This window comes from Fibrella forsythiae, assembly GCF_017353175.1.
In the GTDB taxonomy this organism is placed as follows: Bacteria; Bacteroidota; Bacteroidia; order Cytophagales; family Spirosomataceae; genus Fibrella; species Fibrella forsythiae.
In genome coordinates this window covers 1-16,018 of record NZ_JAFMYW010000024.1, presented here as the reverse complement: position 1 = coordinate 16,018, position 16,018 = coordinate 1, and the positions used below count along the sequence as shown (strand labels likewise).

Sequence of the window (16,018 nt, the reverse complement as noted above, 5' to 3'; positions counted from 1 at the left end):
TAAGGGGTTAAGGTGGTAGTGGGTAAACCCGCCCGCGCGAAGCTGCTGGGTGCGGATAACACCACCGTGGTTTCGAAAGAAATCGGTCAGTGATTGCTGCTCCATAGATAAAGCTAAAAAGAGTTCTGCTGGTAGCGTCAACGCACCAGGCAAGCCTTTGCCTGCTCATACCGGGAAGACAACTTGAAGCGGGCGCGTTAGGCCGTTTCCGAAGAGCCTTCCAGTAAACAGGCCACCGCTTACGCCTGTCCAGAGAGCTGGATCCAGGCAAACAGACAATGACGTACTTACCTGACCTTAAGCACTTTCACCACTCGGCTCTGAGTCGGCGTACTGACCTGGAGTAGCAATATACCGGCATCCGAGCGACTCACGTCCAGCCCCTGGCGCTCCTCCATTCCGGCGGCCTCGATCTGCCGCTCACTCACCAGACGACCGCTCAAATCCCTGACCGATAGGCGTACGGGCTGACTCTGCACGCCACGAATCTCTACCCGCAACTGATCGCCCTCCAGGGGGTTGCCCAGCACCTGCACGCTTAATTCATTGCCTGGCTCTGGAGCAGTAGCCAAGCGAGCACTGGCCCCGGCAAACAGCTTACCCCACACCACCTGATTGCTCACCAGCACCACCAGATGCGTGTTCTGGCTTGACTCCTGGGGCTGCTCCTGATACGAGTAGTCGTTGGTCTGATCGAAGCGGCCACCGTCAGGCTTACTAATCCGGTAGCGGATGCGGCCCGTGCTGGCACCCGCCGCCAGTTGACCGCCCTGATTGAAGGTCAGCTCCAGGTAGGTGTCTGCGCCGTTCACCGCTTGGGGCAGTTTCACCAGCCGGGCACTCACGGCCCCTTCATCTACTTCCACTTGTAGCTGCTCGTTGCCGTCGGATCGCCGGATGCAGGATGCCTGTACTGAATTCCGCAATCAGTTTAAGGGATTAGCTCTCGTGCAGAGCAGGAGTCGAAAAGGCATTCGCCTACCGATGAGCAAGTTGATCATTTTTTGCAGTAGAAAGATCGGAAGATGTAGGGCTAGCCCCCCTGCTCAGGCCGGTACGCTACAGCGGATGGCCCCGCCAGAACTGTAGTAACCATGTCCCGGCTCACAGGTGACATAGCCCCGCTATGCACCAAGCTACGGGTTGAGCCCCGGCGGAGCTGGTTAAGCGGGTTGAAGAATCCCGTAGAGAGCCCCTTAACCGGGTTAACTGACCGGTCACTACTGAATGGGTGATGGAACCGTTAATGCGCGATGTAACCAGTCTGTCATATATCACCGGGAAAGTGCATTACAATTGTAATGAAGGGGTAGTGCGTGGCGGGGTCCTGTCTGGGATTTGGATACAAGTGAGCGAAGAATTTTGGATTAGTTGTCTTATAATGAGCGAGTTGCCTCTTTTTTGCGCCAGAAAAGTCGGAAGATCCACTGCCGACCTGGCTTTTGTGGAAAATGCACTGGCTCACCAGGGCGTCAAACCGGTGATAAAGCGGGCTAAAAACGCCTTGTTTAGCCCGCTTTTTGGCCCTTCACTGTCAGCGGGAAAAGCGGCTCTAGGCGGGCAATAACCAGCCAATTGTAGTAACTGCGTTTCGGCCAAGGGGTGACATTGATGGCTAGTAGCTGGCCTGGTAGAAGCTGGTTTTGCTACTGTACGACGTTGGTCGTACAGTAGCAAAACCAGGATTTGATGCCTTAACTCTGTCACTGGTGTTATATCTTGTCAGGTCAATACGCTTGGACATAAACTCACTTATATAACAGCCTAGATCATGAATGCTGCACTCGTCAAACGTCTACTCTTAACGGCTTGCTTTAGCCTAGTAGCCTCCCTGTATTCTATAAAGGCCCAATCAGTTATAACTCAACAGTTACTTGATTATCATGAACTGAAAGGGTTGCTTCTAGAGCATACACCAACAGTCGAACGTATACTCAGCATGAAGCAATTTAAACTTGCTTCGACTAAAGAAAGACCGGAAAGCATTATCTACGCCTACAAAAGAGAGAACGACAGTACCCAGGTATTGGTCCGAGTTCGTAAAAGTGATGGGTTAGTCAGAGAAATTGCCTGGCATGAGCAGCCATCAACCCTTGGCAACTTAACCCATGACGCTGTTTATGATGGCTTCGTGCCGGTAGGCGGTAATAGTCGTTACTACAACCGTTTTCAAAAGTTGGCTCTTTTTGTTAATTATAAATTGGCTAACGAAAACGGTGTTCTTCCCTGTATTTTAAGAGCAGTTGAGTGATACTGTTAACTCCCCATATAGGGTAAAGCGGTTGTAATTTTCAGGAGTTTCATAAGTTGAAGGCGTCCATCTAGCAGATACATTTTTCATATAACATAACGCCACTTATACAACAGTCATGCAGATATTTTCGTTTTGGTTGGAAAACTCTTCCAACGAGAATGGCCCCCACTTAGAGGACGAAGATTTCTCATATTTAAAATCTAATCATTAAATAAAACTGAGCATGAGAAGGATATTTCTTGGTGTGTTAGCTTGTATATCTCTTTTTACTATTAGCGCTAATGGACAAGTCAAAATATATACTGAAGATATTTCAAATTTTTATATCGCTTTTGATAGTATTCAAACAACTATCGATACAGTGACGCAGAAAAAATACTTAGATATTTACTATTTTGATAAAGCAAGTGACGGATTGAAGAAATTTATCGAAAAAGATATTGATATGAATAATGAAAGACTTAGCTCTACCTCTCTATTAAGAAATATAATCAAAAACAAGGATTTGTATATAAAAAAACGCTATTGGATTACTAATACGATTGAGAGTCGGAAAAATATTATTGAGAAGAAACTTGGAAGGTATAAACGGTTATATCCTGAATTTAGAGACGGCAATATAATCTTCGTAGTAGGAAGGGAGATCATTGGTGGAAATGTGAGCGGGAGTAATTTACTTATCGGAGCAGAACTAATGGCCAGTGAGAACAAGGAGTGGGCCGTTCCGATCGTTTTACACGAATACACTCACCGACAGCAATGGTTGTTCAGAAACATAGATAGTATTTTCAGCAAACAACCCGTTCAGCTAACCCAAATTTTAGCCCAGTCTATTTGGGAGGGTAATGCTGACTTCATGGCAGAATTGGTTTATAGCAAACCGTTAGAGAAATTTTATCCAAATCACTACAATGAATTTGGTTATAAGCACGAGAAGGAAATTTGGGACAAATTCAAACAAGAAATGTTCTCGAAGCTAACAGATAATAAGGGCTGGTTTGGGACAGAGAAGGATTTTAATGGCAAGAAGATTAAAGATATCGGATATTTCATGGGAAGCCAGATATGCAAATCTTATTACAAGAATGCCAAGGATAAAAAGAAGGCTATTTCTGACATGATAAATCTGAAATTAGATTCCGATGAAGTTGCGTTTCAATTCCTAGCTGATTCTGGCTACGCTTCAAAGGAAGAAATAATTATACTCTCTGAAAAATTCAAAGAATCTAAAAAGTAAACGAGGTTATAATGCACAAAGCTTATTCATTGTGTTTATATCTACTCATTGCGCTTTACTCGCTCTTAATTTATACTATCAAAAGTCTATACCTTCCAAGTTGTAACGCCTTTTTATGACTTTAATCATTATTGTTGAGAATAGAACCTCCAAGAACTCAAAGATATAACTTACTATTACTCTATAAAACTGGCTTCCTTCACTTGGATCTGAAAGACATTTATTTGGGTAGTTACAGGAAGATTACAACTTGGGGTAGCATATCTTCAACATAAAAATTGACAACGTAGTGCTTGGTTGAGTCTAGCCTACTTAATAAAGGGCTGTATGTCTTAACTATATGCGCGTAATTTTTTCCATTCGCCTAAGTGCATTTTGGCTTGTAATTCGTCCAAAGCTGGTTATTCCTGTGATTTTATCTTGAAAGATTTTATCGCAACCCGCCCGCTGGAGGGCATTTAGATGGGTATCTAGATTATGTTCTAGAGCAGAGACACGAGCATACCCAAAAACTTTGTTCATGTAGGGTCAAAAAGTTAGTAGCGCAAAGACAAAGGGCCTATCATTATTGGCCCTACTTTTGAACCCTATTTTTGATTCTCTGCTGCTAGTAGTGAGCACAGCCGAATGCTGGTCCAGAAAGATATATCTTTTTGACCTCATTAAACTGACATTTCTTCACCGAACAACCCAAGCGCTAAATTAAGCCTTTCGCAACTATGGAACTGCCAAAGTAGCAGCTTTCAGAAATTGCACACGCGTGTCTCTTTGAAGGAAGGTATTTTGAGATCTATGAATTATGCCGATTCAGTTCCAGTCTGCTCTTTATCGAGCAAATCCGTGAGCATGTTTAGCAGTTCCTCTACATCCACTGGCTTCACCAGATGCCCATCGAAGCCCGCTTCCTTGGTTTGCTGCCGGTCTTGTTGCTGGCCATAACCCGTTAAGGCAATCACCACCACAGCCCCACCCCAGGGCTGCTCCCGGATCAGCCGACAGGTAGCATACCCATCCAGTTCAGGCATCCCAATATCCAGCAGAATAACCGCTGGTTGTAACGCGTCAGCCGCTTCGATGCCTGACCGACCACTGGTTCAGGCGTGTGATTCGTAGCCTTTCAGCCTCAGCAGCATTTTTAATGTCATGGCCGCATCTGCATTATCATCAATCACTAAAATGCGCCGGGGAGTCCAGGCGTTAGGGGCTTGCTGAGCGGGTGGCTGGGAAGCCGCAGCCACCGTCGGTAGACCAACCGTAAAGGTGCTGCCTCGACCAACCCCTTCACTCTGCGCCTCCACGCATCCCTACCCACTGCTTGACTAAGGTCAAGCCTAAGCCCAACCCCCCTTTCGAGCGAGCCAGCGAGTTATCCACCTGCACAAACAGTTCAAAGATAGTCTCGAGCTGATCGTCCGCTAAGCCAATGCCGTTGTCCCGCACCTGAAGGATGGCTTGGTTGTCTTCCTGCAGCAGGCTAAGATTTACCTGTCCCCCTTCTCCGGTATAGCGTAGGCCATTGGTTAATAGATTACTAACGACTTGAGTTAGCCGGGTGGCGTCCCCTTCTACCTCAATGGGAGCAGTGGGTAAACTCACCCGAAGCACTTTGCCTTGCTGCTCAAACTGAGCCTCGAGGCTATGCTGAGCCTGTTGAACCAGGGTGACCAGATTGACTCGTTCGGTTTTCAATTCAATCTTGCCCTGGCTGATGCGATTGACATCCAGCAGATCATCGACCATCCTGACCAGATGCGCCGTCTGCCGACTCATCATCTCTACCGTCGAGCGGGGGATCTCCTCGCGGATAGTTGAGCTCAGAATGGCCAGCCCCGAGTGAATGGCGGCCATGGGATTACGTAACTCGTGAGCCAGCTTGGCCAGAAACTCATCTTTATGCCGAGCGGCTTTGTGCAGACTTTCCTGGGCTTGTTTGGCGTCATCGGTGTCAATGCTTAAGTCGTACCAGGCCTCGATTTGTCCGGCTGCGTTGCGACCGACGAGGTAGGGCGCGGAAGGTGTGCCAACGATACACGCCATCGTGCCGCTGGTAACGGACCTCCCCTTTATAGGATTCACCCGTCCGTTGGCATCGTTGCCAGTACGGAACAATTTGGGCCGCATCGATTGGATGCATGGTCATTATCCAGCCATGCCCACTGGCCTGCTCCTCGGTCTGGCCCGTATAGTCGTACCAACGTTGAGTGAAATAAATATTTTCGCCCGGAGCCGAACAGACCCAGACCAGCGCGGGAGCGGCCTGGGCTATGATTCGAAACGCGGCTTCGCTTTGGCGGCGCAAGGCGTCTTCGGCTTTAGCTCGCTGGAGGGCTCTAGCCAGGTGCGCTCGGCTACCTGTTTGACCAGATCGACTTCCTGTTGTGTCCATACCCGGGGCGTTGGAGAGGCTACACTGAGCAGCGCCATCAGCTTATCTTCTTTGACCAGCGGCACGGCAATCAAGGCCCCTGACCGGATCATCCAAAACGCTCGCCGGTCTTGCTCGGTAAAACTCGGCTCGGCTTGCGTATCGCCATAGCGCCAGGTCCGATTAGTAGTGTAGTCAGCCAAGAAGGCCTTACCAAACCTTGACATCCTGGTACCTAATGGCAGCGGCAAGGGTTCCTCTATTGAAGCCCCTTCCAGCGCGGCGATCGTATCACTGTCCGTGGCCAGACTGATACAGTACACCCAGCCCGCCTGCAACTCGGCTAGCAACTGCTGGGCATCGATCGTTTGTATCGTCACTGGATCAGTTAGCGGGCGGAGGCTATCACTGAGCGCGAGTAAAAAAGCTTGATGGCGTTCGGCTTTTTCCCCTCGGTGATATTGGTGAACAAAACCGCTAGTTGAGGTGGCTGTTGATTCAGTTGATAGACCCTAGCCTCCATCCATAGGTCTAACTGGCCTACGTAGGTCTGAAAGTGAGTAGACTCTCCCGTGAAGGCCACCTGATCATAGATCGCCATGGTAGCCTGTTCCGCCTGGGGAAACTACATCCAGAATGGTTTTGCCCGTCACGTTAACTAATCCGGTGTGCTTTTCAAAAGCAGGATTCACCGTTAAATAGCGAAAGTCGGAGGGCAGATTTGGGGAGGTGTCGACTCTTTCCAGCAGGCAGAAGCCCTGGTCCATGTTGGCAAAGGCGATGGCGTAAACGGAAGCGAATGCCGCAAGGGCTACGTTCTGCGGTGAGTCAGACGGAGTCATAGAGATAAGGTGCTAGAAAAGTTACAAGCACGCCTAATAACTAAGCAAACTGGCTACTGATGTTCCGTTCTTTCCTTAATGAAGTCGCATCACCACGTTTCTCAAAACAGCCATTTGCCGGTTAGTATGAGTTTGATTGTTCAGTCTATTTTATACGTTTTACAAAATGCCTTATTCTTAAACCGGATAGGCATGAAGATTCCTCCGTTTCAGGTAGGCGGGTACGTTAAGGATTCAATAAGTGGTGCTTGATTAGTAACCGGTTAATGATTTTGTATTGTGCTTACCAAAATACGAAAGTCATTAACCGGTTATAACAGTCACTTGACGGCAAGTAATTCAAGCCGTTCGATCACAGGGGGTGCACTCAGTAGCGCATCGGCATTGGCCATCAACGCCTTGGCAATCTCCCCGCTCAGGTGAGTTTGCCGGTCGTCTTCAGTGGCAAATGTGTCGAAAATACCAAACGTATTCTCATTGATCTTGAAGGCATACCAACGAAGGGTGCCCTCTTCCCGTTGAGCCAATGCCAGCGCTTCTTTAAGAAAATTCTCGACAGTAGCTTCCTGACCAGGTTTTGCCTGAACACGGGCGAGTAATGACAGTTTTTCCATGATACATGAGTTTAAAAGTTTGTAATACGTAATAGGGAATAAGCGTACGACTCTGGTCCTACGTTTTGCCATTCATTCAGAACCCGAGATAGGGTAAATAGAGTTTTGCGTTGATTGAGGGGGACTTAGCTCAGGTTTCAGCATGTTCGCCAGGAATGGTGCCGTGCGGCTTGCCTGACACGCGGCAATCTGGGCAGGTGTACCTGCCGCCACGATCGTACCGCCCTGATTCCCCGCTCCGGGTCCCACGTCGATAACCCAATCACACTGGGCGACCGTACGCATATCATGCTCGACGACGATCACGGTGTTACCCGCATCAACCAGACGGTTCAGCTGAACAAGAAGACGGTCGACATCACGCGGGTGCAGGCCGGTGGTCGGCTCGTCCAACACGTAAAGGGTGGTGCCGCGTTGCGTGCGTTGCAGTTCGGTGGAGAGCTTGATGCGCTGGGCCTCCCCGCCGGAAAGCTCGGTCGCGCTTTGTCCAAGTTTGAGATAACCCAGGCCAATATCCCGTAGCGCGTCCAGAGACCGCAACACCAACGCTTCCTGGGCAAAAAACAGGCAGGCTTCGTCGACCGTCATGCCCAGCACATCCGCAATGGATTTGCCATTCCAGTTGATTTCCAGCGTCTCTTCGTTATAGCGGGTGCCATGACAGGTCGGACAGGGGGCATACACGCTCGGCATGAACAGCAGCTCAATACTGACTTGGCCTTCTCCCTCACAGGTGGGGCACCGCCCTTTGGCCACGTTGAAGGAAAAACGGCCGGCATCGAAGTGTCTCCGACGGGCCTCCGGCGTGGCGGCAAAGAGTTTGCGGACCTGATCAAAAAGCCCGGTATAGGTGGCCAGGTTGGAGCGTGGGGTTCGTCCGATTGGTTTTTGATCCACCTCAATCAGTCGCTGTATGGCCTCGAGATCCCCCCCTAATCGATCGCTGGTTTTTTCGGCGGGGGTATTTTCCAGCGTATCTTCCTCGGCCTCTCCCCGTCTCATACCCAGGTGTGCTGCCACCAGATCCAGCAGAGACTGGCTCACCAGGCTGGATTTACCTGACCCCGAGACACCGGTCACGGCGGTAAAGCAACCCAGCGGAAACGAAACAGTCACCCCCTGAAGATTATTTCGTCGGACTTCTTCCAGACTTAACCAGCCTGTAGGGGAACGACCGGGGGACGTCAGCCGGGCTGTTTCCTCAAACAGGTAGGGCCGGGTGCGGGACTCGCTGACTTGCCTAAGGCCCTGTGGTTCTCCACTGTAAAGAATGCGCCCGCCCGCGCTGCCCGCTTCAGGGCCAACATCAATCAGCCAATCTGCACGGCGCATCAGCTCAACGTCATGTTCGACCACGAAAAGCGAGTTGCCCGACGCTTTGAGCCTGTCTAGGGCGTCGAAGAGCGCGTGACCGTCAGCCGGGTGCAGCCCGGCTGACGGCTCGTCCAGCACATAGATGACCCCAAAGAGCTGAGAGGATAGTTGAGTGGCCAGCCGCAGCCGCTGCAACTCACCGGATGAGCAGGTGGGCGTGCTGCGGTCAAGCGACAGGTAACCCAGGCCCAGTTCGATGAGCGTTATCAGGCGATCCAGCAGATCACCGCACAGGCGCTCGGCAGCGATCCGCTTTTCCGGCGAGAGATCACCGGTACGCCGCACATCAGGGGCGCCCTTGTGCGCTGAGCCACCTGCCTGCAGGCGCTTATCCAACGCGGCTTTTGCCGCTTGGCGACTCACCAGCGACGTTGACGGGTTTCTGTCGGCGGCAAACTCGCCATTCGCAGCTGGCCTGATAACGTCTGCCAGTTGGTCCAGGGAGAGATGCGAGAGATCGGCGATGTCGTAGCCGGCGAAGGTAACCGAAAGGGCCTCGGGCTTTAAGCGCTTGCCCTGGCATACCGGGCACGGGCTACTGATCATAAACTGCAACACGCGTTTGCGCATGGCGGCACTGTCGGTGTGGGCCAGCGTGTGCTCCAGGTTTCGCCGGGCGCTGCTGAAGGTTCCCTGATAGCTGGGTTCTAGCTTTAGTCGCTGAGCCTGACGCGTTTCGGTTGGGGTGAGGCCTGCATAGACGGGAACCGTCGGCTGCTCGTCCGTAAAGAGAATCCACTGTCGGTCTTTTTTGGGCAGGTTTTTCCAGGGTATGTCGATGTCATAGCCAAGGGAGACTAAAATGTCGCGCAGGTTCTGACCGCCCCAGGCCGTGGGCCAGGCGGCAATGGCCCGCTGGCGGATAGTCAGCGACGGATCTGGAACCATCGATTCTTCGGTCATGGTATGTACCCGGCCCATGCCCTGGCAACGGGGACAAGCCCCTTGCGGGGTATTGAAGGAAAAATCCTCGGCATAGAGCATCGTCTGGCGGGCGGGGTAGGTACCCACGCGCGAGTAGAGCATGCGCACCAGGCTCGACAGCGTCGTCAGACTACCTACCGTTGAGCGGGCATTAGGCGTGCCGCGTTGCTGCTGGATGGCGACGGCGGGCGGCAGGCCGTCAATGGCATCGACATCCGGCACGCCGACCTGATCGATGAGCCGTCTGGCATACGGGGAAACCGATTCCAGATACCGTCGTTGTGCTTCGGCATAAAGGGTGCCAAAGGCCAGGGACGACTTGCCCGAGCCGGAGACACCGCTGAAAACCACCAGCTGATTACGTGGTATGGAGACGTCGATATTTTTAAGGTTATGCTCCCGCGCTCCCCGCACGCGGACAAATCCGGATGCTGCTTGATCGTCCTGGTCATTGGCGTTTGTTCGGCGAGCCATGCTAAAAGGGGAGAATTGGCGAGATTGCTATGAAATGGCAACGAGTACGCTTTTTCGTTAACTGGGTTAAGGCAAACAAAGTTGGGATTAACTGCCCATGCGCCCACGTATTGAGCGAGGATAACAATCCAACTTGGTACTCAGGTCTTTGTTATCAAACGGGCCACCGTGCGTTTTTGGAAGAATGACTCTTTTAGGAATCAGGCAACTTCATTCGGTAAATGGCATACGGTGTGGTTTGTTTGCTTTTGCCTTCATTGTAATCGGGTTGCTTATTGATCTGGGAGCAACTGATGTATAAATAATCATCCGTTGAAATGGAATAACTATCCGGCCAGATTAGCCTTTCATCAGATACGACATCTTCCATCTTGTGCGCGGGCGTTAGTCGTACCAGTTTGTAGTGCTGGTAATCGCCCAGGTACAGGTTGCCGTTTTTGTCAAATATCATCCCGTCCGTCACCGCAAACCGACCCAAATCGTCTACTGCAGCCTCCCGTTGTTCATCCGGCAAGGCTTCGTCTCGCAAAAACTCCGTTCGGATGCGGTAGAGTTTATTGTCGGTGAGCGGTTTGTAATACAGCCATTCACCGTCCGATGTTAAGGCAATGCCATCGGATTGAAGGTGTACCGGCTGACCCTGCTTATAAAATTCCTTCCCGTCCACCACCAGGGTAAAAGAAGGGTCGCGTTTCACCGAAGGATGATGGTGCAATATCTGCCGGATGGTTCCTGTCTCCAGATTAATCACCGCAATCCCCCCTTCATTGGAGTTGGTTAAATACGCTACCTGTCTCTGGGTATCGACCCGCAAATCGTTGATATAGCTTTTGTTACTTAGTACGCCATCAAACCGGTACACAGCTTCGATTTTATCGGTAGCCAGGTTGAACTTAACCAGCTTAAAGCTAGACTCGTACACGTGTTCCATGTTCGGGCAGGCCGGGTCAACCACCCACAGGTTGTTTTCCAGGTCAATATACACGGCCTGCACACAAACCCATTTGTTTTTTCCATTGTCCCCTTCCTGCCAACTATTCCACCGTTCATCCGGATAAGGTTTCACCCCATTATTGGGTAAAATTTCGGCCACACCATACCGGTGTGGTCCGGGCCATAACGGATAACAGCTAAACAAACGACCGTCTGGTACTCTACGTGGTTAATCACAATGACCCGGGTCGCCCCGAAAAACCAGGCAAATCGGGCCGCCATCAGACCCACCGGGCCAGCGCCAAACACCACCACGGTATCGCCTTTCTGGATGCCGCCCTGCTCGGCCGCCTGATAGCCCGTGGGCACCACATCCGTCAACAGAACGGCGTTTTCCAGGTCCATTCCTTTGGGGGTTTTGGTGGGGCTCACATCGGCGTAGGGTACCCGAACGTATTCGGCCTGTCCACCATCATAGCCACCGCCGGTGTGCGCATAGCCAAAAAAGCCGCCAACGGCGGTGGCTTGTGGATTGGACTCATGGCAGTTGCCATAGAGTTCCTGCTTACAATGCGGGTAGGTGCCGTAGGCCACGTTAAATGGCACCAGCACGTGGTCGCCTACTTTGAGCTTTTGCACGCCTGAGCCGACCGCTTCAACGACGCCGGTAAACTCATGGCCAAAGGTCATGCCCACCCGGGTATCAGGCACACGACCGTGATACAGGTGCAGGTCTGAGCCGCAAATCAGGGATCGGGTGACCCGGACAATCGCATCATAGGGATGCTTGATTTCCGGCTCGGGCTTGTTGCTGTCTAGCCTGATTTGACGGGGACCGCGAAAATTCATTGCTAACATAGCTACCTGTCGTTAACTGTGATTGAGCTGGTTTACTGAACACGATAAGCTGTGATGCCGCATGGAAGGAGGATAACTAAACGGTAGCGATTAGGCAAAACCGGTTTCATCAGCCGCCATGCCATACTGGCTACCTACCGGTGAGATAGATCAACGAGGCGCAAAATCAACGGAATTGTTTCCACTACAAGCCCCTCGCTGCTGAAGCGATTGGGTCAGTAGAAGGGCGTGTCGGCGGCAGGGGGGCCAGCCCGTCAACACGGTTTGTAGGAATCTCCCTTCTGATCAAAGAAGTACTGCTCAACCTGTACCTGATTCGCAGGTACCTATCTATCTTTTAAGACAAGTGCCTTCGCCGGGCTGACCCGCTGCAGTAAGGTTGCCCTTTCGTCGGTTGCACATTGTGGCTCTGATAGCAGTAGCTATCAGCATCGTCTGACTGTACTGACGGCTTCTGCTGGCGATTTTCGCCTTGCGAGATCCACCCACCTTCGTCAAGTAGTCGACTAGTCCGTACATTACTTTTTTCATGCCCAGAAAGTTAGAACCGGGCTGAAAAAGTGAGGCTACGGGCCCAGCAAAAAAAATGGATCATGCCGGTGAGCAGGCCGACCAACAAGCAGTCAAACCGACTACGGGTTGGCTTGAACGGATAGCCGTATACGAAACAGGGTACCTTCGCCCGGTCTGCTGTCAATCTCCAGGCTGGCCCGTAACAGTCCACACAAGCCCTTGACGATGGATAAGCCCAGCCCTTCTCCCTGGTGGGCAAACACGGAGCGGGACGACAGGGCGGACGCTGTAGTTTCGGGAGAGGGGCCTACCGAGGGGGGAAACGAACCCGCCTGAATAGCGGTGGGCAAGCCTGGTCCCGAATCCTGCACGCTGACCACCCAGCTATTGTCATTCTCTTGACGCCAGCAGACCGAGACCCAGCCCGTAGGGGTATGCTTGAGAGCGTTGAGCACCAGGTTCTGAATGATGCGTTGAAGCTGAACCGGGTCACACTCGACCGGCAAGCTGGCCGGGCCGTCTGCTTTGAGTAAAAGCCCCCGCTCGGCGGCCAGGGGCTGGTAGCCCGCCACTAGACTGGTCAACAACTGACCCGCATCCAGGGGCTGAATGTGCAGGGCTTCCTGACCAGCTTCCAAGCGGGCCAGATCCATCAACTGGGTAACCAGCGAGCGGCACATTGTTAGGTTCCGCAGCAATATATCCAGCACCTCTTCACGCTCCTGCTGGGAGTCGTCCATCATAAATTCCAGTAAAGAAGCGGCTCCCTGAATAGCCCCGAAACTACCCCGCAGGTCATGGGAGGAATGTTGCAGGAGCTGTGCGCGTTGCTGACCGACCTCCTGGAGTTCTGTCATGGCTTTTTCTAGTACCTTGACCCGACTAGCCGCCGCCGCGCGTTGTAAGTCGGTAAACTGGCTCACACTGCCGATGTTGATCTGACTGGCAAACTTAGAGATGTGCTCATAGGCCTGGGTGATTATGGGGCAATCTGTTGAGGGGTAGAGTTGCCAGAAGGTCCGCAGTTCGGCCAGCATCATCTGGTCTAAATGGTGCATCTCGGCCAACAATTCGGCCAGGGCATAGCCCTTGTGCCAGCGAAGGAGGCCATGCTCGGCGGCTAAGCGGTCCACCTGGGCTGCCTTGTCCTGATGTTGTAGCTGCTGCTGAAGCACATTGAGCATGAAGGGCACCTTGTTAATAAACTCCTCAGGGCTTAAGCGGTTAACGCTTTTTAGACCCAGATCGGTCTCACAAGCGGTTCGCCAATTGGCCAGCAGCGCTTGGCGCCGAGCGGCTAGGTAGGAGGCAAGTTGGTCTAGCGGAGTCGACTCTGAATTCGCAGGGAACATCATGGTTCATCAGGAAAGATCTCTACATCCGGCAGGAGCGGTTCGTCTGGAGAAAGTGACCCCAACTGGGCAACCAAACGAATTGAACGGATAAGTAAAGTCCTTATTCGTATGGCTGAGGTAACATTTGTTTAAGCTAATTGTTTAGGCGAAGCGAGTTTATTATCGTGCGGCAAATCGCCTGTTTCAGCTATAAGCCACCCTTAGTTTTTATTCTTTTCTTTGCTTGTCTACGAAGTGGCCGGGGCAATCGGCTACGTGTTCTAGCGATCGGCTAGATCACAACTCGTACGCTACTAACATTACTGGCAGAATTCATTCAATAATTGGGGTCAAAATACGGGCTACTCTAGAGCAATACCCGAAAGCGTAGGAGGTCGGGCTTGGAATCCCATCCCTCTCTATGCCCAAGGACGTAAACCTCTTGTTTAGCTTAAGGCCTTTTCGCGGGCGAGCCATTGGTACTTCTCAACGGTCGCGTCTTTCCCAGCCTCAAGTTCTTCTACCAAACCAGGATCGACGACGGTGAAGCAATGCTTGGTTCCCCACTGAATAAGGGCCATAATAATGGAGACGGTATCAACACCTTTTATGTCAGGCGGTAAGTGAATTTCGATTTCTTATCCAAGGCCACATCAGTAACTATACAGTATGGTCATTCGACCTATACAAAGGCAATTAAACACGAGGGTAGTAAAGTCATATTCTGACATCAAAGCAATAATCATCTTCAGGATTTTGCTACTCGTATGATACCTAGAAGAAATTAACCCTGTAAATGTCTAATAATCAGGAATATTCAGTTGTCCCGTCCGGACTGCAACAGAGGATTGTACACGCTGTATTCACTTATTTATCTTAGGACCTGTATGTCTCTCACTTAAAATACCAAATTACTTGGCATTGAGTATCTTCTTCCATTGAGTCGTATATCTCTTCGATATCCACTGCTGTTTGTGTCTCCAGGTTAGGTCATAGCCTGCGCCGGCAAGACGTATTTTGTCACGGCCGTAGCGGTAATTCAATTTTTCGACTACACGCGCTAGTTTGATTTGCCGATCATCCGGCCCTTCGTTGAATAAATTCACCTGCCGGTGATTAGCAGGAACCAGGCCTAATAGCATTACCCTTCCCTTCTGATATTCGTGGCTAAGCCAGCTTGTGCCTGAGCGTAGCTGGCAAGTTCTACCGTGCACCAATTCTGTATTCGAATCATCCACAAGAGCCAGAACCTTGGGGCACCTTTGATTAGCCTTGCACGCGTTAACAATGCACAGGTAAAGTAAGAAAGCCCCTCATAGCGAGGGGCTTTCTTACTTTACCTGTGCATTGTTAACGCGTGCAAGACCATAAAGCCGACAAACGTTACAGCGAACCTGTAACGATGTGCCACAATACCCAGGCAGTGGCCAGTGAACGGAGCAACACTACTGACCAGGTGAGCAGGTTGACAAATGCGTCTGGCGCGTGAAGGATGGAGATTTTTTGGTAGTCACCTTCATATGACCATCAAAAAACAAATAAGTCACGTCTAGGTGACAAAAAGCCAATATAAAAACAGTGAACAGGTTAAACGCTTAGGCATAGTTGTTGTCGAATGAATTACACTACCCATCTAATAGATTATACTCTTCGAGTAGTGTGTTCAGCTCTATAGATTTCGCCTTGATTCATATCCCTGGTTACTCTGCATTGCAACATCCCGAGTTGATTATCCGACTGGAAGGGGACAGTAATTACACCAACATCTACACTTTAAATCAGCCGAGACCCCTTTTGGTCAGCCAGACGCTATTATATTACCAGCGGCAACTACCGGGCTTTCTTCGGGTTAGCAAATCTTCGCTGGTCAATCCTGCTTACGTGGTTCGAATTGTTAAAAAGGGCAAAGTGCTCCATTTGCGCCTGACGGATGATACGATGGTGCTAGTTTCCCGTCGACGAATGACCGAAACGCTAACTGTCCTCAATTCACTAGGCGAATCAGAGGTCAGTGCTACCTGAGAAGCTTAACGCAAATAGCTGACACGCATTTAATCTGCCGACCGGATGTACTGACCAGATCCGACTCAACTTTCAATAATCCCGATTTGGTCCACTCGATTACGGTAGCGTAGTAGGAAACGTCCTGTCCGTATTTGTTAGTGGCACGAACATACACGCGGTTACCTGGCTCTATTTCCGACTCCAGCTTCATACCTTACTTCACTTTTAGGATATCCTTCCACTGAGTCGTGTAGCGCTTCGATATCCACTATTGCTTGTGGTGCCAGTGTCT

The 16,018-nt window shown here is 50.9% G+C and carries 15 protein-coding genes and 2 pseudogenes; 3 read left to right on the top strand and 14 right to left on the bottom strand.

All coding sequences use genetic code 11. The features are described from left to right. Positions 1–287 precede the first annotated feature (287 nt). The gene (locus tag J2I46_RS31825; RefSeq protein WP_207333155.1) at positions 288–926 is read right to left on the bottom strand and encodes a T9SS type A sorting domain-containing protein; all 639 of its coding nucleotides are present in this window, start codon (positions 924–926) and stop codon (positions 288–290) included. Positions 927–1,771: 845 nt separating this feature from the next. On the opposite strand from J2I46_RS31825, the gene J2I46_RS31820 reads away from it, so the two are divergent. Then, the gene (locus J2I46_RS31820; RefSeq protein ID WP_207333154.1) at positions 1,772–2,251 is read left to right on the top strand and encodes a hypothetical protein; all 480 of its coding nucleotides are present in this window, start codon (positions 1,772–1,774) and stop codon (positions 2,249–2,251) included. A 226-nt stretch (positions 2,252–2,477) separates the two neighbouring features. Continuing rightward, positions 2,478–3,491, top strand: coding sequence for a hypothetical protein (locus J2I46_RS31815; RefSeq protein WP_207333153.1), 1,014 nt, complete (start codon positions 2,478–2,480; stop codon positions 3,489–3,491). A 336-nt stretch (positions 3,492–3,827) separates the two neighbouring features. Here the strand turns inward: J2I46_RS31815 and J2I46_RS31810 are convergent, their stop codons facing one another. The 12 genes and pseudogenes from J2I46_RS31810 to J2I46_RS33625 form a co-directional block, all read right to left on the bottom strand. Then, positions 3,828–4,013 (bottom strand): recombinase family protein, encoded by a 186-nt coding sequence (locus J2I46_RS31810; protein ID WP_207333152.1) that lies wholly within the window; start codon positions 4,011–4,013, stop codon positions 3,828–3,830. A gap of 275 nt (positions 4,014–4,288) precedes the next feature. Continuing rightward, positions 4,289–4,570, bottom strand: a pseudogene (locus J2I46_RS31805) (response regulator); the annotation flags it as partial. A gap of 202 nt (positions 4,571–4,772) precedes the next feature. Next, a complete protein-coding gene (locus J2I46_RS31800; RefSeq protein WP_207333151.1) occupies positions 4,773–5,528 on the bottom strand; it encodes a sensor histidine kinase in 756 nt (251 codons plus the stop codon). After that, positions 5,437–5,790: a PAS domain-containing protein gene (locus J2I46_RS33630; RefSeq protein WP_207333150.1), complete on the bottom strand. Its 354-nt coding sequence runs from the start codon at positions 5,788–5,790 to the stop codon at positions 5,437–5,439. Before J2I46_RS33630 ends, J2I46_RS31800 begins: the two co-directional genes overlap by 92 nt. After that, positions 5,754–6,236 (bottom strand): GAF domain-containing protein, encoded by a 483-nt coding sequence (locus J2I46_RS31790; protein WP_207333149.1) that lies wholly within the window; start codon positions 6,234–6,236, stop codon positions 5,754–5,756. The genes J2I46_RS33630 and J2I46_RS31790 overlap by 37 nt, the downstream gene beginning before the upstream one ends. 207 nt (positions 6,237–6,443) lie before the next feature. Beyond that, the gene (locus J2I46_RS31785; RefSeq protein ID WP_207333148.1) at positions 6,444–6,698 is read right to left on the bottom strand and encodes a hypothetical protein; all 255 of its coding nucleotides are present in this window, start codon (positions 6,696–6,698) and stop codon (positions 6,444–6,446) included. 320 nt (positions 6,699–7,018) lie between these two features. Further along, positions 7,019–7,312, bottom strand: a complete 294-nt coding sequence (locus J2I46_RS31780; protein WP_207333147.1) for a putative quinol monooxygenase — start codon at positions 7,310–7,312, stop codon at positions 7,019–7,021. Positions 7,313–7,384: 72 nt separating this feature from the next. Then, complete coding sequence (locus tag J2I46_RS31775) at positions 7,385–10,084, bottom strand: excinuclease ABC subunit UvrA (protein WP_207333146.1); 2,700 nt, start codon at positions 10,082–10,084, stop codon at positions 7,385–7,387. Between the two features lie 193 nt (positions 10,085–10,277). Beyond that, a complete protein-coding gene (locus tag J2I46_RS31770) occupies positions 10,278–11,177 on the bottom strand; it encodes an L-dopachrome tautomerase-related protein (protein ID WP_310589149.1) in 900 nt (299 codons plus the stop codon). Between the two features lie 53 nt (positions 11,178–11,230). Then, positions 11,231–11,875, bottom strand: a pseudogene (locus tag J2I46_RS31765) (alcohol dehydrogenase catalytic domain-containing protein); the annotation flags it as partial. 632 nt (positions 11,876–12,507) lie between these two features. Next, complete coding sequence (locus tag J2I46_RS31760; RefSeq protein WP_207333144.1) at positions 12,508–13,572, bottom strand: sensor histidine kinase; 1,065 nt, start codon at positions 13,570–13,572, stop codon at positions 12,508–12,510. 1,061 nt (positions 13,573–14,633) lie between these two features. Beyond that, positions 14,634–14,864, bottom strand: coding sequence for a DUF4113 domain-containing protein (locus J2I46_RS33625; protein ID WP_207333143.1), 231 nt, complete (start codon positions 14,862–14,864; stop codon positions 14,634–14,636). Between the two features lie 517 nt (positions 14,865–15,381). On the opposite strand from J2I46_RS33625, the gene J2I46_RS33620 reads away from it, so the two are divergent. Beyond that, entirely contained in the window at positions 15,382–15,744 is a 363-nt protein-coding gene (locus J2I46_RS33620) for a LytTR family transcriptional regulator DNA-binding domain-containing protein (RefSeq protein ID WP_374758114.1), read from the top strand. Here the strand turns inward: J2I46_RS33620 and J2I46_RS31745 are convergent. Next, positions 15,737–15,937, bottom strand: coding sequence for a hypothetical protein (locus tag J2I46_RS31745; RefSeq protein WP_207333141.1), 201 nt, complete (start codon positions 15,935–15,937; stop codon positions 15,737–15,739). The two genes, J2I46_RS33620 and J2I46_RS31745, sit on opposite strands and share 8 nt — an antisense overlap. Between the last annotated feature and the right edge of the window lie 81 nt (positions 15,938–16,018).

Coding starts and splice junctions, on each gene's coding strand:
- J2I46_RS31820 (WP_207333154.1), top strand. CDS start 1,772: ATGAATGCTGCACTCGTCAAACGTCTACTCTTAACGGCTTGCTTTAGC.
- J2I46_RS31815 (WP_207333153.1), top strand. CDS start 2,478: ATGAGAAGGATATTTCTTGGTGTGTTAGCTTGTATATCTCTTTTTACT.
- J2I46_RS31810 (WP_207333152.1), bottom strand. CDS start 4,013: ATGAACAAAGTTTTTGGGTATGCTCGTGTCTCTGCTCTAGAACATAAT.
- J2I46_RS31800 (WP_207333151.1), bottom strand. CDS start 5,528: ATGGCGTGTATCGTTGGCACACCTTCCGCGCCCTACCTCGTCGGTCGC.
- J2I46_RS31785 (WP_207333148.1), bottom strand. CDS start 6,698: ATGACTCCGTCTGACTCACCGCAGAACGTAGCCCTTGCGGCATTCGCT.
- J2I46_RS31780 (WP_207333147.1), bottom strand. CDS start 7,312: ATGGAAAAACTGTCATTACTCGCCCGTGTTCAGGCAAAACCTGGTCAG.
- J2I46_RS31775 (WP_207333146.1), bottom strand. CDS start 10,084: ATGGCTCGCCGAACAAACGCCAATGACCAGGACGATCAAGCAGCATCC.
- J2I46_RS31760 (WP_207333144.1), bottom strand. CDS start 13,572: ATGCTCAATGTGCTTCAGCAGCAGCTACAACATCAGGACAAGGCAGCC.
- J2I46_RS33625 (WP_207333143.1), bottom strand. CDS start 14,864: ATGCTATTAGGCCTGGTTCCTGCTAATCACCGGCAGGTGAATTTATTC.
- J2I46_RS31745 (WP_207333141.1), bottom strand. CDS start 15,937: ATGAAGCTGGAGTCGGAAATAGAGCCAGGTAACCGCGTGTATGTTCGT.